The sequence below is a fragment of the Arcobacter sp. L genome, from assembly GCF_000284235.1.
Taxonomy (GTDB): domain Bacteria; phylum Campylobacterota; class Campylobacteria; order Campylobacterales; family Arcobacteraceae; genus Aliarcobacter; species Aliarcobacter defluvii.
This window is the reverse complement of sequence record NC_017192.1, coordinates 979,341-1,004,852: the sequence shown is the minus strand read 5'-3', so window position 1 is coordinate 1,004,852 and position 25,512 is coordinate 979,341. Positions and strand designations below refer to the sequence as shown.

Here is a 25,512-nt window from a genome sequence, read left to right as displayed (position 1 = left end):
GTGTAAAAAAACACCCTAACCACATTTAGTGGACGCGGATTATAACTTAATTGTAGTTAAATGTCAAGTATTACGGGGCTTTATAAATAATTTTACTAATTTTATTTCCTTTTAAAAAGGATAATATTACTATTAATCGTACTATAGTAAGTTTTCTTTAAGAAATTGTTTTTCTACTAATTTTTCTTTTACTTTTATTAACAAATATAGAATACTATTTTTTTTAAACTCAAATACTATTGTTTTTAGGAATAAATATTGTATATTATTTTTTAGTTTTTCTTCAATAAGGAGTTGATAAATGAAACGAGATATTATAATAATTGGTGCAGGGATTATGGGTTTAACAACTGCATACGAACTTCTTAAAGCAGGTAGAAAAGTTACAATTATAGATGAAAGTGATATAACAGATTCAACCTCTTTTGGAAATGCTGGTTTATTATCTGCATTTGATAAAGGACCACTTGCAAATCCAGGGATTGTTTTTAATACATTAAAACTTATGATAAAAGGTGAATCACCTGTAAATATACATCCTACTTTAGATACAAAAATATATAAATGGTTATGGAAATTTGTAAACAGTGCTAATAAAGATAGATTAAAACGAACTTTAGCTTTATTTGAAAAATATGGGCATATATCAAATGATGCTTATGAAAAGATGCAAAATATTGATGGTTTAGATTTAGATTTTCATAGAAAGGGTATGTTATCTGTTTTTACGGAACAAAAAAGTTATGATAAAAAATTACTTGATTATGCAATAAAAAATGATGATGTTTTTGAAATTATTGAAAAAAACAAAATAAAAGAATTTATACCTTGTATTACAAATGATGCGAAAGGTGCTATTCATTTTAAAAGAAATACTCACTTTGACCCAAAAAGAACAATGTTAGAATTAAAAAGATATTTAAAAGAAAACGGTGCTGAATTTATTTTAAATGAAAGAATTTCACATATCAAATATTCTGATTCAAAAATTGAATCTATTAGTTCAGCTCTAAATACTTATGAAGCAGATACATATATAATGTCAATAGGTCATCAGACACATTTAGCAGATAAAGTAAATCAAAATCTTATGATGACGCCTGCAAAAGGATATAGTATCACTTTTAAAATGCCTAAAGAATTGCAACCAGTTACCTCTACACTATTTTCTGATTTATTTATTGTTATGACACCAAGACGTGATGATGTAAGAATTACATCAAAATTAGAGATTGGTTCAACAAATCATCAAATAGTAAAAAAACAAATTGAGAGTATAAAAGAAAATTTCAAAAAATATACTGTTCCTTTTATCATGGAAGATATTATTGAGTGGACTGGATTTAGACCTTTAACACCTAATGATATGCCACTTATTGGAAGAGATGAAAAATATAAAAACTTGATTTATGGTATGGGATTAGGTTGGCTAGGAATGACTTTTGGTCCAGCACTAGCTTCTATATTAAAAGATTTGATTGTAAATGATTTAGAGAATAAAAATAGTGATGATATTCTTTTATTTTCTGGTTTTTATCAAGGAAAATATTAATAAATGTAGGTTATTTCCTACATTTATTCTTCTATATTTGAACCGCAATTAGAGCAATAATCCAAACCTTTTATAGTATTTGTATGACAACTTTTGCACTCTATTTTTAGTTGATTTTGACAACAAGGACAGTAATTCATAATAGTAAAATCTACCCTATTTCCACATTTTATACAAATATTCTTATTATAGGCATCTATTATTGATATATTGTTATTTTTTAATTTTTCATTATCTTCTTTAAATTTTTTTTGTATTTTTATTATTATAAAAATAAATATCAAAACAGCAATTGCAATAGCTAAATAATAAACTATAAAAGGTATTTCTAAACTATAAAAAAACATCAATACTTTTTCAAGAAATATTTTAGGAATAAAAATATTTATCAAACTAAAAAATGAGATAAAAGTTGGTATTAAAGTTACTATTAAAATATTTTTAAAAATAATATACAAAATATATTTATCTTTATGAAGATATCTTTTCATTAAATAAAAGAAAATAGCTACTAAAGGAATTAAAAATAATAATATTACTAATTCATATTTTATAGAATAAAACTTTTGTGCTTTTTCAATATCAATTAAAATTGTATCTTTATTTAAAGCTAAATAACTTATCAAATCTTTTACTAAATTTTCTTCTTTAAATTCATTTGATAATTTTTCTTTTTCTTTATCAATTGATTCTAACTCTTTTGTTAGTAATTCATATTTTTCTTTTATATTTTCTGCTGAGACTTCACCTTTTATGATTGATTTATTGATCTCTTGTTCACTCATTTTTTCAAATAAAATAGTATTGTAGTTATCTTTTAGATATGATATTTGATTATTTAATTCATAAGATTTATTTGATAACTCTTCATTTTTCTTTTTTAAACTTTTAATATCTATATTATTTTTAATTAAACTTATTTTTTCAAATATTAAGCTACATCTACTATCTAATTCCAAATCTTTAATATTTTGATACTTTGAATTATAATTTTGAGCATTGTAAATATAGTTGTTAAAGTCATCTACATTTAAATTGTAAGTAAAAATATCTCTACAATCGTATGGGAATTTTGTCATTGGATTATTTAAAACTCTTGTTTGAAAGTCTATTCCTTTATCAAGAATAAATAAAACTAAAATATTTAAAATAATTAAAGACAAAATAGTGAGCTTAGAGAGTTTTTCTTTTCCTTTATAAACAAAATTGTTTGAAAAGAAATTTTTAATTTGATTTTTCAAAATAGTTCCTTAATTGTTTTTCTTATTTTATCTCTTTTTATTCTAAAAGTAAAACTCTATTAAATGGTCATTCAAGTTCTTTTTTTATCGAAATGTGAACCTTTTCAAAATAATTTTCTTTTAAAAGTTTTATATTGCTCTTTTGGAGTTATTAAATACATTTTACAAATTATATTTCTTTATCTTCAAATCTAAAACCTTGTTTTTCAAAAGATTTTTTTACTTCAGGCATATAATATTTTTCATAAAAAGAACAAACTGTTCCTTTATACGATGTCATATAATCCATTTCATTATTTACTCTAAAATTCTTTAAATCATATTCATATTGTTCAACACCTTCTTTAATTTTTATATCATCATAAAAATCTTCAAATACAAATGAATCTATAGGTACTCTTGGTTTTAGAGGAGAAGCAATTACATTTTGTTTTACTACACCAATTGTAGTTCCAACGATTGGATAAGTTTTTGAAGGTAGTTTTAAAATTTCAATAAATTCATAAGGAGCACATCTTACGTCTCCTATAGCAGTAGTTCCATATCCTAAAGATTCAGCTGCTGTTTGTAAAGAACTTAACATAATACCAGCATCAAGAGTTCCAACTATAATTCCTTCTGCAGATTTCTCAATTACTTGTTTTTTCCCTAAAGATTCAATAGCATAAGATGTTCTATTAAAATCAATAACAATAGTAACAAATACATCGGCTATTTCAACTTGTTTTTGGTTACTACAAAGTTTTGAAATTTGTTTAATTTTATTTTTATCTCTGGTATAAACTAATGAAACTTGTTGTCCATTTATTGAATTGGGGCATCTTTGAGCAGCTTCAAAAATAAATTTTAAATCTTCATTTTTTACATTTTCTCCTGTGAAATTTCGAACTGATTTTCTATTTAACAACTGCTTTAATGTTGCATTCATCTATAAACTCCTATTTATTTATAATTTTATATATTTTGTTATAATTGTAAAACTTTAACATATAACAAGAAGCTTGTAAATAAGGCACTTTATAGTTCTTTGGTTACTTCTAAGTTTCCTATAGCAATTTATAAGTTTTTAATAAAAAAATAAATTTTAGAATTTAGGATTGAAATGTATATATTTAATAAAAAAGAGTATGAATGTTCTCTTGAAGCAGCAATGGATGTTTTAGGAGGTAAGTGGCGTTCAATTATTTTATGGCACTTAATTGAGAAAAAATTAAGATTCTCTGAAATTCAAAAAATTGTTCCAAACATTAGTAAAAAAGTCTTATCAGAACACCTTAGAGTTCTTGAAAAAAACAACCTAATTATTAGAACTGTTTATCCTACCATTCCACCTAGTGTTGAATATGAAATTAGTCCAAAAGGAGAAACCCTTGAATATGTACTAAAGCAATTAGAAGAATGGGCAAGAAATAATCTATCTAAAGATAATAATTTATTTTATTCTTAGAATATTACTATAACTCTTATCTAAAGATTTATACAAAATATTTAGAAACGTTATCTTTTAGTTTTTTAAATATTTCATCAAAAGAAGCAGGATAAACTCTCGTTCCACCAATCGTACTTATAAAATTTGTATCACCAAGCCATCTTGGTAACATATGATAATGAACATGTTGTTCGATTCCAGCACCTGCTGCTTTTCCTAAATTCATCCCAATATTTACACCTTCACATGGCATAATTTCTTTTAAAAGTTTAACACCTTGTCTTACTCTTTTACTCATAGCTTGCCAAGTATTTTCATCTAATTCTTCTATTTTATCAGTATGAAAAAAAGGAATAACCATCATATGCCCTGGACTATATGGAAATTTATTCATTACAACGTAACAATATTCATCACTAAATAAAACTTGTAATTTTTCATCTTCTAAATTTTTTCCTATATGACAAAAAACACAACCTTCAATTTTTTCTTCACTTACATAATCATATCGCCAAGGTGCATATAAATGTTCCATATAATTTCCTATTTTTATCTATATAAAATTTGGTGCATCATTTGCAAATAAAATCAAATCACCAACTCTTGTAGTTTTAGCTAATGTTACTTCCATTTGAGCTTTATCTTTTAAAATATGAACTTTTTCTTTATCAATATTTGCTATAAATAAATGTGTATTTAAACTTCCTGTTAAAATAACAAAATCAAAAGTATCATTTATTGCTTTTGCCAAAAGAATATTTGCTTCATCTGTAGATTCTACAAGTCCTGGAGTTATTATTACTTTTCTTCCTTTATGATTTGAACAAATATTTATGGCTTCAAGCATTCCTTCTAAATTTCCATTAAATGAATCATCTATTATTACTTTTCCATTTGCTTCAATCTTTTGAAGTCTATGCTCAACTTGAGGTAAAGTTGTAAGTGCAACTTTAATTTCTGGAATTGTCATTCCTAAATAATGAGATACCAAAATCACTGCTGTTAAATTTATTGCATTAAAACTTCCTAAAATTGGAGCATGAAAATGTTCAATATTTCCAGCAACTTCAACATCAAACCATATTCCATCTAAATTACTTTTTGTAATATGCAAATTATTTGGGAATTTTGTAATAGTTGGGTAATCTTTTATTGGAACAGATTCATGAACAAATCCTCTTTTCATTTTTGGAGATTTTAAAAGTTCCATTTTTGTATGTATTATATTATCCAAGGTTTTAAAATACTCAATATGCTGTTCTCCAACACTTCCAATAACACAGATTTGAGGTTCTAAAAACATTGTAATTTCTTCAATATCACCTTTTACTCTAGCTCCTGCTTCTGCTATATATATTTGTGTATCAAGTGGAACATCTCTATTTACATCAAGAACTATTCCAGCTATTGTATTTACGCTTCTTGGAGTTTTGTAAACCTTAAATTTATTTTTTAAAATATGGTATAAATAATTTTTAATTGATGTTTTTCCAAATGAAGCTGTTATAGCTATTGTTCGTAAACCCGCTATACTTTGAAGTCTTTGTTTCCCTTTGTGTTTAAATGAAATAAAGAATATTTTTTCCATAATAGTTGAAATTGCATAAGTCAAAATTAGTGGAGTAAAAATAAACATATTTGTACAATTTTCATTTGATAAACAAAGTGCTGTTATTGCAAAAGTTGAAAAAAGTAAAATAGCTAAAAATCTTTTTACACGAGCTGTTAAAACTACTGGTCTATCTAGTTTTTTATTCCACAAAACAAAACTTGTCATGTAAACAATAAAAAAGTAAATTGCAAAATAAGGCTCAGGAATAATATAAAATAAAACTATTGGTGATAAAAAATATGTTATGTGCCATTGCCATTTATGATGTTTAAAAACAACTCTTTCTAACTTATAGTTATACCATTGCAAATTAGTAATTAAATACCAACCTAATGCCATAATCAATATTATGTGTGTAATTATATTAACATATTCCATTTTCGATTCTCGTTGTAATATCTTTTGCATTTTTAGCAAAGAAGAAGTGATCACCATCATATGATATAAATGTTGATTTTTTTATTAAATTTGCTATTTTTTTACCTGATTCCAATGAAGTAGCACTATCTTTTTCACCCCAAAAAATCAAAGCATTATTTGAAAAATTTGAAAAACTTGATGATAAATCTTCGTTTACAACATTTTTAAATGTGGCATACATATTTTCACTCATTGTATTTACATCTTTGCTTCGAAATCTTTTTGTTAAATTTTTTAATCCTAAAAAATTTAACACTTTTGCAAAAAATATTTTAATTTTCACATCAAATGGTTTTTCTTCTAAAATCCCTGCACTACTTAAAAGTACAAGATTCTTTGGATTAAGTAATGTAGCAATTTTCCCACCATAAGAATGACCAACTATCACATCTTTTGATGAGTTTAAAAGTTTTAAAAACTCATTTGTAATATTTGCATAATCATTTGTATTTAAAACATATTCATTTTTACTTTTTCCAAAACCTGGAAAATCTATATAAATATGTCTAAAATTTTTCAAATAAGGAGAAAATACATTTTTCATAATATCTTTATTTGAACCCCAACCGTGTAAAAAAACCATATCTTTAGTTGCAGTTGGATTTACAATTTCATATGAAATTTCAAAAAATTTGTTATTAATAGTTAAACTTTTTGTTGCCAAAGTTTATTTTCCCTTACTTGCGTGTATTTTATTTACATATTCATAAGTTATTGGAATGTGCTTTTTCTGAGGTAAATTATTTGCAACTTCTTCAAATAAATTTGCAAAATCTTCAAATAAATAATTTGCCATAGATCCAGGTATAGAATTTATTTCATTTAAATATACTTTATCATCTACAACAAAAAAATCACATCTGATAATTGAACCTTCAAATAATGTATTATAAAGTCTTTTAAATGATTCTTTTATCTGTGTATTTAATTTTTCACCTAAATTAACCTCTTTTGCTTTTGAAGTTCTTGAAAAATCTAAATATTTCTTATCAAAATCTAAAAACTCAGCTTTTTGTGGTTCTTCAATAATTGAAAATCTAAATTCCCCATTTACTTTTGTTCCAGCTAAGTTATATTCTTTTACACCACTAATAAATGGTTCAATTATAACTGCATTATCAAATTCATAAGCCACATCAAGTGCGTATTCTAACTCTTCTTGCGATTTAACAATAGAAACACCTATTGAACTTCCTAATTTAACTGGCTTTAATATTACAGGAAAAGAATCTACACAAACAATTTCACCTTTTGTATAATATTTGTAATCTAAAGTATTTACTTCTACACTTGAAGCATAACCTTTTGTTAAAAATTTATTTGAACTTATAACACAAGCTTCTGTTCTTGGAGCGATAAAAGGAATATCATAAAAATCTAAAACTGATGATAAAATACCATCTTCACCATCTCCACCGTGAGAAAGGTTTAAAACGACATCAAAATCAACTTCTTTATCTTTTGAAAGAAATCCACCTTTTTTATAAAATCCACCTTTTTGAAAATAAACTTTTTCAAATTTTTTATAATCACCTGAACTAAATAGCTTTGATTTTATAATATTAGTGGGGATATGATACATATTTCTTGAAGGATCTAAAAAAAGATAAATTAATTCTTCTTTTAAAACATCTTTCATTGCAATTGCACTTACAATTGAAATTTCATGTTCGAAACTAACACCACCAAAAACTATAGCTACTTTCATTATATTCCTTTTTTATAAATATATTTTTTTATTTTTGTAATTTTTTTAATGCTTCTTTTACTAAATCACTCGTATTTGAGCTAACACAAGTTTTTAAAATTTTAGTTACAATATCTTTTTTAAATCCTAGAGATTCTAAAGCAAGAGCCGCTTCAAATGATGAAGATAAACTAGAACTGTCATCACTGTCATTAGAATCTACAATAAATCCAGATAATTCTACTAAAATTCGACTAGCACCTTTAGGTCCAATTCCAGGAACTCTTTTCAACATTGAGACATCATTTTCATTTACGATTTGAGCAAATGATGTTGGTGTGAAAGTGGAGCAAATTGCAAGTGCAACTTTTGGACCAACTCCATTTATTTTAATAACTGTATCAAAAAGTTTTTTTTCATTTGAATCTAAAAAACCATATAAAGACTGAGAATCTTCTCTTATTATGTGAGTTATTTCTAATTTCACATCATCTGAAATAATTTTTGAACTACAATTAATTGATACAAATACTTCATAAATAATTCCATTTACATTAATGTTTAATAACGTCGGTTCTTTCTTTGTTATTTTTCCTACAAGCCCTACAATCATTATTTTTACTCTTTGTTTAATAAAATTTTCCATTTAATATTTAATAAATAAATTTCATTATATAATAATTACACTTAAACAAAAAGGCAAGAGAGATGTTAGAAATAATAACAAAAAAGATAAGTAATAAAATTATCGTAGCATTATTTATATTAATGTCTTTAAGTAGCTTAACAATTATATTTGTTACTACCTCAAAAGTAACAGAAGATTCTATAGTAAAAACGAAAGAAAACTTGGAAATGCTAAATGCAGCAATGTTTCAAAGTCTAAGAAATGCTATGAATACAGGAGATCCTGTTCAAATTGCAAAAGCTGAAGAAGATGCAAGACAAATAAAAGGTGTACGAAATTTAACTGTTGCTAAAAGTAAATCTTTAATGGAACTTTATCCTTCAAATGAAGCTTATACAACAGATGAAACAATACTTAGTACTTTTGAATCAAAAAAACCTTTATTATTACAAACGGATGACAAAAATGGACATACATTAAGAATGGTAAAACCAATGATTGCAACAAGTGAATGTTTAATGTGTCATGCAAATCAAAATGAAGGTGATGTAATAGGAGTAATGGATTTAACTTTTTCTTTAGATGAGGCAGATAAAAAAATTAAAAGTTTAGTTACTGGGATAGCATTTATTTCTATTCTTCTTGCAATTATAACAATAGCATTGATATTTTTTATAGTAAAAAAAGCGACAAATCCAATAGGAAAATTAAAAGATGGATTTGAAAATTTATTAAATTCAAACGATACAAACATTACTTTAAATGTAGAATCAAAAGATGAAATAGGTGAAGTTGCTAATTTATTTAATGCTTACATGGATAAAGTGCGAGCTGGCTTAAAACAAGATGAAAAAGTAATTGAAGAAGCGAGTGATGTATTAGAAAAAACGGCAAATGGATTCTTCGTTTATAAAGTTAATGGGAAAGCTTCTAACCCTCATGTTGAAGATTTAAAAAATAAATTAAATTCAATGATTTTAAAAACAAATGAAACAGTTGGTAAAATAAATGAAGCTTTGAGATATTATTCTGAATCAAAATATGATTTTGTAATAAATGATGATGGAATTTATGGTAATTTAGGTTCACTAACTTCTGGGATTAAACTTGTAGGGAATAATACTTCAGAAATTTTAGCAATGGTTATGAATACAGGAAATTCATTAAATGAAAATACAAAAATATTATCTGGTGCATCAAATAATTTATCAACATCTTCAAATCAACAAGCAGCATCTTTGGAAGAAACAGCTGCAGCGTTAGAAGAAATAACAGCAACAATTCAAGCAAATACTCAAGCAACAACAGATATGTCAAAACTTGCACAAAATGTTACACATTCTGCAAAAAATGGTCAAGAATTAGCTAATTTAACAGCAAAATCAATGGATGACATAAATGTAGAAGTAAGTTCAATAAATGAAGCAATAGAAGTAATTGATCAAATTGCATTCCAAACAAATATTCTTTCACTTAATGCAGCAGTTGAAGCAGCAACTGCTGGCGAAGCAGGAAAAGGATTTGCAGTTGTTGCACAAGAAGTACGAAATCTTGCAAATAGAAGTGCAGAAGCCGCTCGTGAAATAAAAAATATAGTAGAACTTGCAAGTAAAAAAGCAAAAGAAGGGAAAGAAATTTCTGATAATATGATAAATGGTTATAAAGAATTAAATGAAAATATTTCAAATACAATTGTAACTATTGATAAAGTAGCAAACGCTTCAAAAGAGCAAGAAAGAGGAATTGTTCAAATAAATGATGCAATAAATATGTTAGATCAAGCAACACAAAAAAATGCACAAGTTGCAGATCAAATATCGACAATGGCATCAAATATAGCATTAATGTCAAATTCTCTTGTTACAGCTGCTGCAAGAGCTAATTTCTTAAAAGATTCATTAGATAAAGTTTGTGATGTAGATCTAGTTTATGATACAGCTTTACTAAAAGTAGATTTACTAAATACAAAAGATAGTGTTTATGGGAAGTTAGGTGATTATAAAGCCTTTAAAATAGAAGAAAATCAAAGCTTAAAAGATTGGTGTGAAAAGCATGTAAATTCAGGAAAAAGAATTGATATGGAAATAATGAAAAATATAGAAGAATTAAATATAAAATTCCATAAAAATCTTCAAGAACTTGTAGATGCAAACTCAAATAAAGAAAAAAATGAAGAACTAAATAAAAAAGCTAAAGATGTTGAAATGGATGCATTGCGAATCTTTGGTAATTTAAATAATGTAAAAAGAGAAGCTTGTAAAAAATAAAAGAAGTTAACTTCTTTTATTTTACCTATATTCCTAACTTAACACTTAATTAACAGTTAAAAAATAATATTTCATCTTACAAAAAAAACTTACAATTGCTTGATTTAATTTTGATTACTATAATTTCTACATTATGTTCACTTATTCATTATTAATTCAATTCATTTAGGAATAATATGAAAAGAAATATAAAAAATCCTCTTTTGCTCTCATTATGCACAATAATGACTTTAAATAACAATCTTCATTCAGAAGAAAAATTAGAACAAATATTTATTTACGAAAATAAATTATTTAATACAACAGAAGAAACAAACTCTTATACAACTGGTTCTATGAATACATCAACAAAACTTGATTTATCAATAAAAGATACTCCACAATCTGTAAGTGTTGTGACAACACAAGAATTAAAAGATAAGAATATTACTACAAATCAAAAATTATTAGAAGAGATTCCTGGAATTACACTTAATAGAGTTGATGAAAGTATTAGTCCAACATCAAGAGGTTTTGCAATAGATTATTTCAAAATTGATGGTATGACTCAATATGGTTTTTCATCTTCAAGTGATTTAGATTTAGCAATGTTTGACCGTATTGAAATAGTAAGAGGTGCAAATGGCTTAACAACTGGTTCTGGTAATCCTGCAATTAGTTTAAACTATATTAGAAAACATGCAAATACTAAAGAATTTAAAGGTGATTTAACTTTAAGTGCAGGTTCTTGGGATAATTATTTATCAATGATTGATGTTTCATCTGCATTAAATGAAAAAGGAAATATAAGAGGAAGAATTATCGTAAAACATCAAGAAGAAGACTCTTTTATGAATAAATATGAAAAAGAAAAAAATTTATTATATGGAATAATTGATGTTGATTTAACAGATACAACATATTTTTCAGTTGGTGGGTCTTTTGAAAAATTAGATAAAAATGGTGTAGCTTGGGGAGGACTTCCTGCATTTGATATAAATAATAATAGAATAGATTTTAATCGTTCTCAATCTGTTACAGAAGATTGGACTTATACAAATACTCAAACTACATCTTTTTTCACAAATGTAGAACAATATATTACAGATAAAATTTCATTAAATGCAAATTATAGTTTTGCTAATAAAGAAAAAGAGTCTAAATTGTTATGGTTTATGGGACAATTAGATACTACTGATGGAAGTGGAATGTCTGCAAAAGCTTATGAAGGAGAATCAAGAGTAAGTGATGAAAGTTTTGATTTAAATTCAAAAATTCCATTTACTATTGCTAATTTGGATCAAGAATTTGTTTTAGGATATTCATACAATAAATATGCAACTTTAAAAAACAAAGTAGCATATTTAAATGATTGGGATGAAATTAGTATTCCAAATTTTTATAATTATTACATTGAAGAAATATACCCAAAAAATTCAGAGATAATATATAGACCACTAAATCATACAACTCAAACAGCCTTTTATATAAATCAGAAAATCTCACTGCTAGAAGATTTAAAGCTGATATTAGGTGCAAGATTATCAAAATATACTCTAATAAATGAAGATCCAAGATATAAATCAAGAACATTTAGAAATGAACTAACTCCATATGCTGGTATTGTTTATAATATAAATGAACAACATTCTATTTATGTAAGTTATACTGATATTTTTCAACCTCAATCCCAAAGAGATATTAATGATAACTATTTAGATCCTATTGTAGGTAAAAACTATGAAACGGGAATTAAAGGAGAATATTTTGATGGAAAATTAAATTCTTCATTTTCTTTATTTAAAATTCTACAAGATAATGTTGCAGAATCAATAGATGGAGTTTATATCCCTGGAACTTCTACCCAAGCTTATAGAGCAGCAAAAGGTGTTGAGAGTAAAGGTTTTGATTTTATTTTAGCAGGGAATATTACTGATAAATTAAATATAAAATATGGTATCTCAAATTTTTCAGCTGAAAATGCACAAGGTGAAAAATATTCTACGAAGTCATCAAGAACTACATCCAATTTATTTACTACTTATAAAATAGGAGATTTTAAAATAGGTGCTGGATTAAATTATAAAAGTAGATTTTACACAGGAGAAGGGAAAAGCCTAATAGAACAAAAAAGTTACATTCTAACAAATGCCTTATTAGCTTATGACGTAGATAAAAATTCAAAAATTCAATTAAATGTAAATAATATATTTGATAAAAAATATTACGAAGGTATTGGAAGTGATGGAATGATTTATGGTGCACCAAGAAATGGATTTTTAACATATAAATACATTTTCTAAACTTAGTATATTGTTTTTGACAATATACTAAAAATTGGGTTTACGCTTGCATTTGTTTTATCAATAGCTCTAATTCTTCTGAAGATAATACATCTTCTGATGCTATGTTTTTAGCACTTGGAGCTAGATTATATTGGCTCTTATCAATATTATTTTTTTCACAAACAAAGTTTACAACTCTTTCTATCTTTTGTCTATGTAAATCTTGATTTTGCAATAAACCGTATATATCTGAAATAAGATCATTTATTTTATTTTTTTTATGTAAAGGAACTTCTACTAAATCATTAACTATATTATCAAGCATTTCAGCATTATCATAAATCAATTGTGCATTATTTTCTGACTCTTTTATTACTTCACATAACTGGGCAATCAACTCTTCATATTTCATAAAATTCCTTTTTAGACTAATTATATATGAAGAGTTTAGCTTATTTTTACTTAATAATTTTTACTAAATTTTATTATTAATGAATTATTTCTGCTATTACTTCTGTTGCATAAGAACCTTTTGGAAGATAAAATTGTAATTCCATCCAATTTTTTTCTTCTTTATAATTACTTTCTAAATCTTCAGGAAAAATCCAAGCAAATCTTCTTGCTCCATCTTCGCCTGTTTTTTCTTCAAACTCTTTTTCAATATCATATGCTAAATCAATTGAATTTTTAACTCTATTACCACTTAAAAGTCCTGTTGGAACTCTATCTCTCTCATAAAATTTTTCAGATTCAGTTTCTAAATCTTCAATTGTAAAGATTTTCCCAAAAGGATAATGAGATAACAAATCACCTGTTATTAATTTAAAAGGATGTTTTTGTTTTTTCATTCTTTTTACAATTTCAAGTGGTAAATTTAATTTTTGGTAAATCTCTTTTGGTTCAAAAGCATCAATCAATTTTGAAATTTCAATTCTTTTTGAAAGCCAATTATTAAAAAGATAACTTTGATAAGCATTGATATACATCTGTTTTAAGTTTCTTCTTTTTTCTTTTAGTTTTCCATCAATTATATCTTTACCTTTTTTATAATTGTCACCTTCTATTCCAAATCTTTGGAATCCAAAATAGTTTGGAATTCCATAAGTTGCAATTTGTCCAAAAGCTTCTTCTATTTTTCTTTTTTCAACAAGACCAACTCTTTTTAATCTTATAAAAAATTTATTACCTTTTAAATGCCCTACTTTTATCTTATTATTATGATAAGTTGTTTCAAGTATTTTTATATTTTCATGTTGAAAAGATTTTAATTGCTCTTCAAATTTTCTATGAATTGAAATAGATTGAATTGTCATCGCATTTTTATCTTTTAATCCTGCATATCCAAACTCTCTAGTGCTACAACCTAAATAATTAGCTAAAATTTCTATTGCATCCCAAGTTGCTAAATCTTTTTTTCTTATTTTTAGAACTAAATGCTCACCCTCACCTGAAAATTCATAAAGTGGTATTTCTGTAACCACAAAATCATCTTTATTTTGTTTAAATACTACATCAATTCTTGAGTGATTTAAGTATCTTTGTAATTGTTCCAATATTTTTTTCCTTCTTATATTTTAAAAATGGTGATTTTTACAATCTGTTCTATATTTGCCTTTTACTGCTTTTGCAAATAAATTTAATTTTATTTTATGTTTTAAGGCAATTTTTTTTATTTTTTCTAAATTTTTTTCATTAAATGAAAAAAGTATTTCATATTCTTCTCCTGAAGTTCCTATCTCATCATCAATATCATAAAAAAATTCAAATCCTATTTTACTTGCTTTTGATAATCTTTCTAATTCAAAAAATAATCCATCAGAAATATCCATTGATGCAGTTATATAAGGAGAAATCTCATAAAAAAAATCTGGATTTAAAACAGGTTTAATAAATTTTGATTTTTTAGAAATCTCTTTATTTTTTAAAAGTTTTTCTAAATCAGCTTTTGATAATCCCAAAGTTCCAGTATAACAAAGTAAATCGCCTTTTTTTACTCCATTTCTATAAATAGGATTTGATGTTTTAGAAATAATAGTCACACTTATATCAAGTTTTTCATTTGATATTGTATCTCCGCCAATTATCTCTATTCCAAACTCTTTTGCAGCTTTTTTAAAACCTTTTGATAAATCTATTAAATCTTTTTCAGAATATGTTTTAGGAATAGCTACACTCAAAAGTGCATAAATTGGTTTTGCATTCATTACTATGGCATCTGAAATATTTACAATCATTGATTTATAAGCGATTTGTTTTAAATTCATCCATTCTTTTTTGAAATGTACATTTTCAAAAAAAGCATCCATTGAATAAACAAATCCATCAATAAAAGCACCATCATCACCAATAATTTTTTTATTTGAAAATTGATTTATAAAATACTCTTCTTTATTCATACGCAATTATATCAAAGATGTGTAAAATATACTTGATAAAAATAAATTTTTATCAAATTTAACAAAGAGGATAAATTCTATCCTCTTTATTTTATAAAATTTATAGTATAATGCCCTTTTTAAAATAATTTTATTAGGAGATACTATGCCAAAAATTAACAAATATGTTGATATTGATACTGTTGAAAGAGAAGCAAAAAAAGATTTAATTGATAGACACAGTCCATTTATTCACTGTGCTTCAACTGCAAAAAAAGGTGAACCATTTGAAGTTACTGTTAAAATGGGTAACGAATACACTCATCCAGATGATTTTGATCACTACATCGAATCTGTTTCTTTATTTAATGGTGAAACATTATTAGCAAAAGCTACTTATGTACCAGGAACATTAGGAAATGTAAAAGCACATAATACAACTACATTTACAATCATCCCAACTGGTTCAAAATTAAATTTAGTTGCTCACGGTTACTGTACAAAACATGGTATATGGGAAGGTACACCTGTAGAAGTAGCTGTAGCTGAATAAGCTATAAACCCTATTCTACAGTAAAGGCAAGAGATTTTTATTTCTTGCCTTTTTTTATATTTGACACCTATTTGACACCTAGATTTATTTTCCTTCTAAATCTTTTATACATTTTAATTTGTATTCTGATATTAAATCTTCTAAGTTTCCTTTTCTATTTAGCTCTTTCTCAAAATAATCTAACATGCGATGTTCAAAGTTTCTAATATATCCATCAGCATTGAGATAATTTATATTTTTAGAATCTAAAAGTGTCTTAAAATTATCATTTATATTCATGTTTAAAAATATTAAATCAGATTCATTAAAATTATCAATAAAATTAATATAATATTTTAAATCATCTAATTCTCCAAATATAATATTTGAATTTAAATTATTCATTACAAATTTTATAAACAAATTTTGAAATAATCTTAATTCTTCATTTTTTTCATATATTTTTAAATTACTATTTTTGAAATAAAAAGAATCTTCACCTTGTCCAATTTTAAGTTTAATATAATAAGCAATAAAAGAAACGAATCTTGAAGTTCCATCAAAATCATTTTTATTTAACAAAAGCTTCAATTTAATTATAAAACCTACAGAAGATGAAAAAGAATATGAATTTAAATTTTCTAGTTTATTTATCTTTTCCGTGCTTAAAAACTCTTCAAGTTCTTCTTTAGAAAAATATTTGTCCAAAAGCTTAATTATAGGACGTTCCTCTTTTTTCCATTTGTAATATGTCCCTTCTGCTGTACTAAATAATGCTGCCATAGTTTCTTTAAATGTCATAATTCTCCTTATTTAGTATTCAAATAATACTTGTATTTGTATAAATTTTATAAAAGTTCATATTAAATACTTATTAAGCTCTACATAAGTATTTAATAGATACTATTTTACTAATAATTACTATATAAGTATCTATTAAATACTAAATTGAGATTATTAAGATATTTAAAAGCTTATTGTTAATTTTAAAACCTATTTATTTAAAAAATTGATAAAGGAGTATATATGTCTGAAATAGACGATAAATTTTATACAAATAAAGAATTAGAAAAAGGTATAGATGGAATTCCACCTATAACAAATACAACATTAAGAAATCTAAGACAACATAAAAAAATAAGATATTCAAAAATTGGTCGAGATTGTGTATATAAAAGAAGTTGGATTTTAGATTACTTAAAAAAAAATGAAGTAGGAGCAGGAACAAATGATGAATGAATATGAAGTTTTATCAAAACTATTGTTTGAAAAATTCGGGAAAATTACTCTTGATGAAAAGGAAACAGCTCAAGTCGTTGGATGTAGCGAAAAAGTTTTACAAAAAGACAGAGCTGAAGCAAGAGGAATATCATACTCAAGAAGAAATGGAAAATCGCGAGGACAAATTATGTACTCAATTACTGCCATTGCAAAACATTTAATTGAGAATCAAATTAAAACAATATAACACTCTCTCTTAAAAGACTTTGGCGAGTATAAAGAGAGAGCTGTTAAAACGAATTATGGCTTTAACTAAATGAATACTACAACATAGTAACTTAGTTTTTTACAATTACACACATGTAAGGATATGTAAGGATAAATATATGAGTGAAAAAGATAAGAAAACAGGATTAGCAGACTACACAACAATAAAACATCATCCAAGAGTTAAATATGAGCTTTCAAACAATGATTATTGCATTGCAAATGCAATATATCATCTATCAAATAATCCTGATTCAATTTTTAAAGGTTGGTATCACGGTAAAGTTGAAACTTTAGGAAAAATGTTTGATTTAAGTCGAGCATCTGCTTATAACAGCATCACAAAACTTATTGATAAAAAATTAGTAGAAAAAAATGCAGAAAGTGGATTTTTAAAGACAACCAAATTATGGTGGGATGAATTCGTAAATTTTGAAATTGGACATCCGTCTAAAATTTAGACGAGAATCTAAAAGATAGATTGTAAGCGTCTAAAAATTAGACAAAAGCCGTCTAAAATTTAGACACATATAATTATATATATAACAATATCCATAAAGAAGAAGAGGAAGAAGAAAATGATTGATGAAAATCAAAAAATTGAACTTTTTGATAAATTTTATGATTGGTTAAAAGCAGATGGATTGAAGCCTAAAACAAGTGAAAGATTACATCGCAAAACAATATTCAGTTCACTACTAAATAATAATCAAATGACATTAGATAATTTTAAAGACTTTTTAGAAGATATAAAAATACAAAATATCAAAAACTTACAAAGTCAAACAATCAATTATCAAAATCAATTATTTACCATTGATGAAGTAGTAGTAAATAAAACTTTTGAAGAATTCACACTTAAAGCTTTAAATGCCAACATCAAATGTAAATTTAATCAATTAGCTCAAATACAAAGTTTAGTTCATAAGTAAGATAGTTAGCCAATATTTCTGAGTTTAGGGAATGGTTAATTTTGTTAAGCCTACCCTCTATCTCCCTACGGCTTAATCAAAGACAAGCAAAATTAACACGATAAAAACGACAACAAAAGAAGGTAAAAAATGTCACAAAAACAAAACAGTAATACGTATGTGGTTTGCAGTCTAAAGGGTGGCGTTGGAACTACAACATTATCTAAAATATTAGCCACATTATTGTACAGAGAAGACAGAACAATAACTCTTTATCATCCAGATAATTTCAATGTTATTGGTGATGATGAGCCTAAAAATTTTAAGTTGATTAATACAAGTACAAAGCCGATTCAACTCCAAAATATCGGCAAAAGAATTAATGCAGATTGTACTGATTTTCTTTTCAAAAAATCAAAAAATATAAACATTATTGATTTAAGTAAAGACGGTTTTGAGTTACTCCAGGAACTAGGTATGGGAGTTATCTACTATATTCCAATAACTAGTAATCCAATTGAAGTAGATCTTGCAATCAAAATGATAGAAATAATTCAAGAATTTAGTATTAATCCAAAAATACATTTAGTCTTAAATAAATGCAATTCATTGGATAAAAATGAAATAGAAAAACAATTTATAGGCTTATTTGGAGACAAAAAGATAGGAATAAAATCAAGAATTGATGAATTAACTGTTGATAATATCTACTATATCCCCTATTCCAAAATATTTGGTGAATTCTCACTAACAAAAACAAATTTACTTGATTATTTGAGTTTAAATAATCAAAAAAATGAAGTATTTAATCAAGAGGTTGAACATTTTGTTCAAAAAATACAAGATTTAAAAAAATCGTTTTAAAGGAAAATAAATGAAAAAAACAAATGAAACTAAAATACCAGTTTACGTTATTGCTTCAGATAAAGGTGGTACTGGAAAATCTACTATTGGAGGACACGCCCTTCCTGTAATTTTAAATTTAAAATACCCCGATAAAAAAATAAATGTGTATGAATTAGATAACAACAACACTACTAATTATATTAATTCAACATTGGTTAACTTTAAAAGTTTAAAAAATAAAAATGAAGAATCAAAACAAGCTATTTACAACATTGATTTTGATGCTTTTTCTAGTCCTGATACTATATCTATTGTTGATATTGCTGGAGGAGATGAAACTTACGAAGTTCTTCAAAAATTACAAGCTGTTGGATTAAGCCAATTAACATATTTTGTTGTTATGTGCAAAGATTATGAACACATATTTAATACAATCAATACAATTAAAGGCATTAAAAAATATGATCCAACTGCTAATATTAATTTGATTCTAAATAAATGTACATCTTTGGATCAAAATACAATTAAAAAAGACTTTATATCTATTTTTGGGGATGAAAGTATTGGTATTCCTCCTGCTAATGATTTGGAATATGACAATTTATTTTTTATTAAAGATTGTAATGACTATTCAATCCTAAAATCATTTCATCAGTTAACTTTATTAGATGCATACGTTTATGGTAAAGATTTACTTGATAATTTAGTTAAATATAAAGCCGAGTGGCAAAAAGACAGAGATTTATACATTAAAAATCTTCAAAAAGTTGAATTTGCAAGAAGGATTGTTGCAACAGTGGAGGAATTAAAACCCTTAAGTAAAGTTTTATAGTTTGAGGATTAAAAATGGAAAATTTTCAAATTGTAGAAAGAAAAACTATTGAACAATTGGTAAATGAGCTTGATTTTTTAAATTCTCAAGTTCTGGCAAAAATTAAAAATCCTAATGATGGTAGTGGTTTAATTAACGAACTTTTAGACATAAATAAAAAAATAGCAAATCTTACTAATTTAACCAATGTACTTAATTACTTAAGTTCTAAAACAGAAGTAGCATTAAAGAATTTTACAAATTTTGAAAAAACTAATGAAAAAATACTTCAAGAACAAACTCAAAAAGTGGAAAATTTTAGAAACGCTTTAGAATTAACAGTATCAATTTTAGGAAATCATTTTAAAGATGATATTTCTAATGATATTAATAACTTTAAAAATTCATTTAAAGATTCACTTATTGCAGATATTGAAACTAAAGTTGATGAAATAAAAAACGAAATCAATAAAAAATTAAAAAACATTGATTTAAAAAGATTTGAAGATGCAAATCAAAATGTAACTACTGCAATAGAAAACCTTAATAATTTTCATTCAAAAGTAGAAAAAATTTATTTCAAAAACAATTTATTAACAGGTTTTTTAAGCTTTTTAGGTGGTGGTACTGTAATTGGTTCACTTGTTTATTTCTTTTTAAGATAAAGGATAAAAAATGGTAATGTGTCAAAAATCAAAAATAGATATAGCTGCACAACTTGCTATATCTGATGAAATCGAAACAATAAATGAAAATATTGAAATTGTCGCATCTTTATTAAAAGATGTGAATATTCCTTTTCTTGCAGGTAAAAATGGTCAAGAATTACTTGCCATGTTTATCCAAATTAAAAATATTTTCAAAAATAAAAACGAAAAAATAGAAAAAAAGATGATAATTCTTCAAAAATTACCACTTTTATATTTACAAATTAGTTTCATAAAACAACAAATAAAATCAGGAGTAAGTGCATGAAAAATATAGGTACAACTCTTGGTTTATGGTGGCTTTCAACTTTTGATAAGTCTCAATTTTTATTTAAAAGTTTGAGAACTCTTCCTGTTTATTTGCGATATTTGTTTTATGTATCTTTAATTACAGCTCTATATTTTACTATCGTAAAACTAGGAACAATGATTGATATAAGATCATATACATCTATTCCTGTATTTATTCAAAGCCTTTTAATCTTAATTGGCTTTGGTATAAAAATACTCTCTATTCTTTTTACAATTGGGATTGTAAATTATGAGAGCTTATATGGTAGCAATTTTGATGTTGATAAACACCTGGAACAACAAAAACAAAAGAAACAATATATCAAAGAAATGAAACTCCAGAAATGGAGATTAAGAAATATACATGGATTTATTAGGATTTTATTATATATTGGAATTTACTGCTTTCTATATCTTCTCTTGGAAGATATTTTGGTTAGTGCATTTTTTAACGTTTATCCTAATCCATCAAAAGAGATTTACATTAAATTTCTTTACGACTATGATTTTGTTATCAAATGTTTTACAGGTATATATTTCATCTTCACTTTGGTTTTAGACTATTTCGTAAGAAAAAATAGGAGCTTAAAATGAAAACATTTTTAATCTTCCTATTTAGTTTTATATTTGCTCTCAAATCTTTTGCATATACAGAAATTAGCACATCAAATGTAATGGAAGATTACAGAAAAGGAGATATGTCTAAATATAAAAATGATGATTTATTGCCAATTTCTAAAGAAGCACTTATAAGTAGAGGAATTATCTCTAATGAGAGCCAATTAACTAGAGATATATCAACTCCAAGTAATAGTGCTAATATAAGATCAAGTATAACTTGTTCTTTTGTAGGTAATGATTGGACTGCAACTGTTTATTCTATTAATGCTCAAAGTGGAATAGTTACTTGTATGGTTGCAAAAAAAGGAGATTTATATAATCCAATAGGATTATTTGATACAAGTTATCCAAATTTAAAAGAAGCCTTTGCGTTAGATTTAAAAAAAGCAGAAGAAAAAAATAAAAATTTAATTGATAATGCAGATAATCAATTTAAACCTTTACAAGATTCAGTAAGTTCTATTCAAAGTTCAATATTAAATCAAACAGGAAACTATTTAACTATTCCTAGACTATTAACTGCTGCAATTTTAAGTGATACTGATATTGTTGATGTTGATGCAACTAAAACAGCGGGAAAACTACAATTAAAAGATAATTTTGTATCTAGTTACTTTGATTCAGGTTCTAATGAATTTGTTGACAATAAAGAGTACATCTTAACAGATGCAGAAACTATTTTTAGTGTTTATACAGGACTTTCTGATGTTGGTATGATTTATCTTATTTTACTAATAGCATTTTTTGGAATCTGGGGATTAGGTAGTAAAACTTTATCTCATCTTTCTTCAAAAGTAGAAGAAAAACAAAATCATGAAAAAGTATCTCCATATGTTACAGGTATTGTATTAGGTATCTTGCTATTTTTTCCAACTGGATTTAAGGAACAAGTTTCAAACAATGGCCAAGTAGTTGCAGAATATGACATTATGAAAACAAAATACCAGGACTTTGAAAAATCTGGATATTACTTATTTAGTGATTGGGCTGATGCAGCTGCTAAAGTAATTATTGATGCTGAAATAAATGCAATCATTAAAAAAAGTGGAGTTGGGACAAAAGAACAAATTATTCAAACAAGTGCAAGTAAAACTCAAGCAGAAGAATTAAAAAACTTTACAAGAATAGTGACAGAAATTTGTGAAAATAATATCTATAACTATGATGGATTAATTGATAGTGATGGTAATCATCAATATTCAATAGATCCAAATGTTGCATATCCTACAAGTGAAAAATGGGCTTATGCAAACAGTAAAATTAGAAGTAATACTTCAAACTTATACTATTCAGTTGTTGATGGAGAAGTAAAAAGTAGTGGTGCTTATAATCAAAATGTTTTAAACAAAGTAAATGGAAATAATCCTTTAGATAACTATTATCCTGAATATAGTTTAAGTTCATGTGGCAAAAACTATTATGCTAATAAAGAAAATGATACTAAATATAGAAACAGTAGTGATTCTTTAGATAGTTTAGCAAATTCAGGAAATAAAATCCCAATGTTGCAAGGTCTTATAAAATTTCAATATGAGTTATATAGAGACTTTGGATATTTAGCTGTTCTTGGATTACCCGTTACAAAACTTCAAACAGAGTATATTGGTGGATTATATAAAACAAAAAGAAGTGAAGTTTTAGAAAAACTAAATGCTGAAGTAAAAGAAGATTCAATGGGAACTCACATGATTATGAGTTCAATTCCATATATGTTTGTTCCAGGAGCAGGAACAATTTTTAATATTGTTACTGAAAACTCTGGAAAGATTGGTGGAGCAATTGGAGGAGCTGGAGGTGCAGCTGCTGGTGGTGGAATATTAAGTTGGTTAAGTGGAACAGTTGGTACTGTTGCAGGTGCAGCAATAGGATCACTTGGTGGAGGTATGCTAGGAATGTGGTTTGCTTATGAGACAGCAAAAACAGTTTTAGAATTAACCCCAATAGTTGGATTAGTTGTAATTGGATTACTTAGATTCATAGTTATTATAATTAAAATCTTTACCTTTCACTTTGCTAGTTTATTCATGATGCCTATTATGTTTGCAAGACAAAATATAGAAGCGATATCAAGATTTACAATGAAAATATTTGCAACTATGTTAGAACTTCCAATATTTGTTTTAGCTGTTTGGTTAGCAATGACTGCAAGTTCATTAATTCATTCAATTGGTGATATTTTTGGTAAAAAAATCATTATTGGAATGTTAGAAAACAACTCTTTACAATATAAAGGAGTTGATGGTACTCCATGGTCCTTTGGAACTGTTAATGGAGAGTGGATAAGTAAATTAAAAATTTATGTATTTGATGGATTTATAGAAATTGCAATTGCTGTGTTTAGTATTGTGATTATTTATAAAATAATTGTTTCTCTACACAGTACTTTATTTGAAGTAATTGAAGTTCAGGGAAGTAAAGAACTTGATAATGCAATTGAATCAATGAAAAATGAAGCAACTGGTTGGGGAAATAGAATATAAGGAAAGAGTAATATTAAATCATATTACTCTTTTTAGAAATAAATATAAAAATAAAATTTAAAGGTTTAACATGAACACACATTACAATCGCAATGGATTATTTGCAGCACATTTTTTTATAAGAATGATATTTTACTTTTTTAGTTTTTCATTCTTTTACATAGTTATCATTATGGCTTTAACAGTAAACCCAAAAACAAAACCACCTTTTACAAGTGGTAATGTAATTATTGATGGAACTCTTTTTTTACTTGCTGTTGCAAGTCCATTTATTTTTACTGAATATAGAATCAGAAAAAATAGAAGAAAACTTGGTTTACCAATTTATAAAAATATTTCATTAGAACTTCTACAAATGGAAGCTAATAAAAATGCTCAAATGGAATATGAAGCAAATCAACATATTAAAAATATATATGGCTTTGAAGAAACAAAAGATTTGAGCTATTGGTTTGAATTAAAAGAAAAAGGTGCTATTACTCAAGAAGAGTATGAAGCAAAAAAGAAAGAATTTTTAAAATAAAGGAAAATAAAATGAATACAAATTTAATAGCTAAAATATCAAAAAGACTTAGTGAAATTATAAAAAACATCAAAGATTGTAACAAAAACTATGAAGAAACAAAAGATCAGTCATGGAGAGATGTAAAAAGAAAATATATGCTTGAACTTGCATTAAATTTTGCTAATTTAGAGCATGAATTTGACCATAGAATTCTTTATCGTTTTAAAAAAGAAAATTTACAAGTATTGAATAATATATGTCATAAATGTATGACTTTACATAAAATTGAAAGTACAGAAGAAAGTAATATAAAAGCTTTCGATATAAAAAATGAGAATCTAACTTTAGATATGATTAATAATGTTGATAATTCTTTACCCGATTTAGAAAATGGTATTAATAAAGTTTTAGAAGATTATCCTATAACAACCGATAAAGTAAAATCTGTACTTGATAAAGATAAAAAAGAGACAAAAAATCCACCTGTAGGAAATTTGGTAAAACAGATTTATGATATTACAAACCGAATTGAGTATTATGAAAATAAATATGCACAAACACAAGATGAATTTTTCAAAGAGATGGAAAAAAATTCTGTATATGAATTAGCATTAGAATTAAAAAAATTTGAAGATATAAGAAATTCAGATGTTGCAAAAACTCTTAGTAAGGAAAATTTAGAAAAACTTGATGAATATATTCATTTTTCAAATAAGTTAATTAATCTAAGAAATGAAATTGACCAAACAAAAACAGATGAAGATTTTAATCAAAAAGATGCTGCAAATAATTTAAGAAGTATGATTGAAACGGAAACTAAAAATCAAAGTTTAGAACTAGAATAA

The 25,512-nt window shown here is 25.6% G+C and carries 28 protein-coding genes; 17 read left to right on the top strand and 11 right to left on the bottom strand.

Going from position 1 to position 25,512, the window contains the following annotated elements:
- Positions 1-301: 301 nt before the first annotated feature.
- On the top strand, positions 302-1,552 hold the full coding sequence (locus ABLL_RS04950) for an FAD-binding oxidoreductase (protein WP_014473684.1): 1,251 nt from the start codon (positions 302-304) through the stop codon (positions 1,550-1,552).
- A 23-nt stretch (positions 1,553-1,575) separates the two neighbouring features.
- Here the strand turns inward: ABLL_RS04950 and ABLL_RS04945 are convergent, their stop codons facing one another.
- Both ABLL_RS04945 and ABLL_RS04940 read right to left on the bottom strand, forming a co-directional pair.
- Positions 1,576-2,793: a hypothetical protein gene (locus ABLL_RS04945; protein WP_014473683.1), complete on the bottom strand. Its 1,218-nt coding sequence runs from the start codon at positions 2,791-2,793 to the stop codon at positions 1,576-1,578.
- A gap of 169 nt (positions 2,794-2,962) precedes the next feature.
- Complete coding sequence (locus ABLL_RS04940) at positions 2,963-3,721, bottom strand: nitroreductase family protein (RefSeq protein ID WP_014473682.1); 759 nt, start codon at positions 3,719-3,721, stop codon at positions 2,963-2,965.
- A 174-nt stretch (positions 3,722-3,895) separates the two neighbouring features.
- Here ABLL_RS04940 and ABLL_RS04935 point away from each other — a divergent pair, with 174 nt between their 5' ends.
- Positions 3,896-4,240 (top strand): helix-turn-helix domain-containing protein, encoded by a 345-nt coding sequence (locus tag ABLL_RS04935; RefSeq protein WP_014473681.1) that lies wholly within the window; start codon positions 3,896-3,898, stop codon positions 4,238-4,240.
- A 28-nt stretch (positions 4,241-4,268) separates the two neighbouring features.
- Here ABLL_RS04935 and ABLL_RS04930 read toward each other — a convergent pair whose 3' ends face one another.
- The 5 genes from ABLL_RS04930 to ruvA are packed head-to-tail and all read right to left on the bottom strand — an operon-like array spanning position 4,269 to position 8,554.
- On the bottom strand, positions 4,269-4,757 hold the full coding sequence (locus ABLL_RS04930) for an HIT domain-containing protein (protein WP_014473680.1): 489 nt from the start codon (positions 4,755-4,757) through the stop codon (positions 4,269-4,271).
- Between the two features lie 18 nt (positions 4,758-4,775).
- Positions 4,776-6,212, bottom strand: a complete 1,437-nt coding sequence (locus ABLL_RS04925) for a UDP-N-acetylmuramoyl-tripeptide--D-alanyl-D-alanine ligase (RefSeq protein WP_014473679.1) — start codon at positions 6,210-6,212, stop codon at positions 4,776-4,778.
- Positions 6,199-6,918, bottom strand: coding sequence for an alpha/beta fold hydrolase (locus tag ABLL_RS04920; RefSeq protein ID WP_014473678.1), 720 nt, complete (start codon positions 6,916-6,918; stop codon positions 6,199-6,201). The genes ABLL_RS04925 and ABLL_RS04920 overlap by 14 nt, the downstream gene beginning before the upstream one ends.
- Positions 6,919-6,921: 3 nt before the next feature.
- A complete protein-coding gene (locus ABLL_RS04915; RefSeq protein WP_014473677.1) occupies positions 6,922-7,962 on the bottom strand; it encodes a D-alanine--D-alanine ligase in 1,041 nt (346 codons plus the stop codon).
- Positions 7,963-7,990: 28 nt separating this feature from the next.
- The gene (ruvA, locus tag ABLL_RS04910; protein ID WP_014473676.1) at positions 7,991-8,554 is read right to left on the bottom strand and encodes a Holliday junction branch migration protein RuvA; all 564 of its coding nucleotides are present in this window, start codon (positions 8,552-8,554) and stop codon (positions 7,991-7,993) included.
- 95 nt (positions 8,555-8,649) lie between these two features.
- On the opposite strand from ruvA, the gene ABLL_RS04905 reads away from it, so the two are divergent.
- Together ABLL_RS04905 and ABLL_RS04900 are read left to right on the top strand one after the other, a co-directional pair.
- Positions 8,650-10,836: a methyl-accepting chemotaxis protein gene (locus tag ABLL_RS04905; RefSeq protein WP_014473675.1), complete on the top strand. Its 2,187-nt coding sequence runs from the start codon at positions 8,650-8,652 to the stop codon at positions 10,834-10,836.
- Positions 10,837-11,012: 176 nt separating this feature from the next.
- Complete coding sequence (locus tag ABLL_RS04900) at positions 11,013-13,118, top strand: TonB-dependent siderophore receptor (protein ID WP_014473674.1); 2,106 nt, start codon at positions 11,013-11,015, stop codon at positions 13,116-13,118.
- Positions 13,119-13,158: 40 nt separating this feature from the next.
- Here ABLL_RS04900 and ABLL_RS04895 read toward each other — a convergent pair whose 3' ends face one another.
- The 3 genes from ABLL_RS04895 to ABLL_RS04885 form a co-directional block, all read right to left on the bottom strand.
- Positions 13,159-13,512 (bottom strand): hypothetical protein, encoded by a 354-nt coding sequence (locus tag ABLL_RS04895; RefSeq protein WP_014473673.1) that lies wholly within the window; start codon positions 13,510-13,512, stop codon positions 13,159-13,161.
- A gap of 76 nt (positions 13,513-13,588) precedes the next feature.
- Positions 13,589-14,653: a tRNA pseudouridine(13) synthase TruD gene (gene truD / locus ABLL_RS04890; protein WP_014473672.1), complete on the bottom strand. Its 1,065-nt coding sequence runs from the start codon at positions 14,651-14,653 to the stop codon at positions 13,589-13,591.
- 21 nt (positions 14,654-14,674) lie between these two features.
- Positions 14,675-15,496, bottom strand: a complete 822-nt coding sequence (locus tag ABLL_RS04885; RefSeq protein WP_014473671.1) for a thiamine-phosphate kinase — start codon at positions 15,494-15,496, stop codon at positions 14,675-14,677.
- A gap of 145 nt (positions 15,497-15,641) precedes the next feature.
- Here ABLL_RS04885 and ABLL_RS04880 point away from each other — a divergent pair, with 145 nt between their 5' ends.
- The gene (locus tag ABLL_RS04880) at positions 15,642-16,028 is read left to right on the top strand and encodes a class II SORL domain-containing protein (protein ID WP_014473670.1); all 387 of its coding nucleotides are present in this window, start codon (positions 15,642-15,644) and stop codon (positions 16,026-16,028) included.
- Positions 16,029-16,112: 84 nt separating this feature from the next.
- On the opposite strand, the gene ABLL_RS04875 is transcribed toward ABLL_RS04880, so the two are convergent.
- Complete coding sequence (locus tag ABLL_RS04875; protein WP_014473669.1) at positions 16,113-16,808, bottom strand: hypothetical protein; 696 nt, start codon at positions 16,806-16,808, stop codon at positions 16,113-16,115.
- A 225-nt stretch (positions 16,809-17,033) separates the two neighbouring features.
- On the opposite strand from ABLL_RS04875, the gene ABLL_RS04870 reads away from it, so the two are divergent.
- The 12 genes from ABLL_RS04870 (at position 17,034) to ABLL_RS04815 (ending at position 25,512) form a co-directional block, all read left to right on the top strand.
- The gene (locus tag ABLL_RS04870; RefSeq protein WP_014473668.1) at positions 17,034-17,246 is read left to right on the top strand and encodes a helix-turn-helix domain-containing protein; all 213 of its coding nucleotides are present in this window, start codon (positions 17,034-17,036) and stop codon (positions 17,244-17,246) included.
- The gene (locus ABLL_RS04865) at positions 17,236-17,475 is read left to right on the top strand and encodes a hypothetical protein (protein ID WP_041654693.1); all 240 of its coding nucleotides are present in this window, start codon (positions 17,236-17,238) and stop codon (positions 17,473-17,475) included. Before ABLL_RS04870 ends, ABLL_RS04865 begins: the two co-directional genes overlap by 11 nt.
- Positions 17,476-17,614: 139 nt before the next feature.
- Positions 17,615-17,956, top strand: coding sequence for a hypothetical protein (locus ABLL_RS04860; RefSeq protein ID WP_014473666.1), 342 nt, complete (start codon positions 17,615-17,617; stop codon positions 17,954-17,956).
- Positions 17,957-18,073: 117 nt separating this feature from the next.
- Positions 18,074-18,427 carry a hypothetical protein gene (locus ABLL_RS04855; RefSeq protein ID WP_014473665.1) on the top strand — a complete coding sequence of 118 codons (354 nt, stop codon included), beginning with the start codon at positions 18,074-18,076 and terminating at the stop codon, positions 18,425-18,427.
- 129 nt (positions 18,428-18,556) lie between these two features.
- Positions 18,557-19,270: a hypothetical protein gene (locus ABLL_RS04850; protein ID WP_014473664.1), complete on the top strand. Its 714-nt coding sequence runs from the start codon at positions 18,557-18,559 to the stop codon at positions 19,268-19,270.
- A gap of 10 nt (positions 19,271-19,280) precedes the next feature.
- Positions 19,281-20,084, top strand: a complete 804-nt coding sequence (locus ABLL_RS04845) for a hypothetical protein (protein ID WP_014473663.1) — start codon at positions 19,281-19,283, stop codon at positions 20,082-20,084.
- A gap of 14 nt (positions 20,085-20,098) precedes the next feature.
- Positions 20,099-20,728 carry a hypothetical protein gene (locus tag ABLL_RS04840; RefSeq protein WP_014473662.1) on the top strand — a complete coding sequence of 210 codons (630 nt, stop codon included), beginning with the start codon at positions 20,099-20,101 and terminating at the stop codon, positions 20,726-20,728.
- 10 nt (positions 20,729-20,738) lie between these two features.
- Complete coding sequence (locus ABLL_RS04835) at positions 20,739-21,038, top strand: hypothetical protein (protein ID WP_014473661.1); 300 nt, start codon at positions 20,739-20,741, stop codon at positions 21,036-21,038.
- On the top strand, positions 21,035-21,655 hold the full coding sequence (locus tag ABLL_RS04830) for a hypothetical protein (protein ID WP_014473660.1): 621 nt from the start codon (positions 21,035-21,037) through the stop codon (positions 21,653-21,655). The genes ABLL_RS04835 and ABLL_RS04830 overlap by 4 nt, the downstream gene beginning before the upstream one ends.
- Positions 21,652-24,162: a hypothetical protein gene (locus tag ABLL_RS04825; RefSeq protein WP_014473659.1), complete on the top strand. Its 2,511-nt coding sequence runs from the start codon at positions 21,652-21,654 to the stop codon at positions 24,160-24,162. Before ABLL_RS04830 ends, ABLL_RS04825 begins: the two co-directional genes overlap by 4 nt.
- A 172-nt stretch (positions 24,163-24,334) precedes the next feature.
- Complete coding sequence (locus tag ABLL_RS04820) at positions 24,335-24,685, top strand: SHOCT domain-containing protein (RefSeq protein WP_014473658.1); 351 nt, start codon at positions 24,335-24,337, stop codon at positions 24,683-24,685.
- A gap of 11 nt (positions 24,686-24,696) precedes the next feature.
- Positions 24,697-25,512 (top strand): hypothetical protein, encoded by an 816-nt coding sequence (locus tag ABLL_RS04815; protein WP_014473657.1) that lies wholly within the window; start codon positions 24,697-24,699, stop codon positions 25,510-25,512.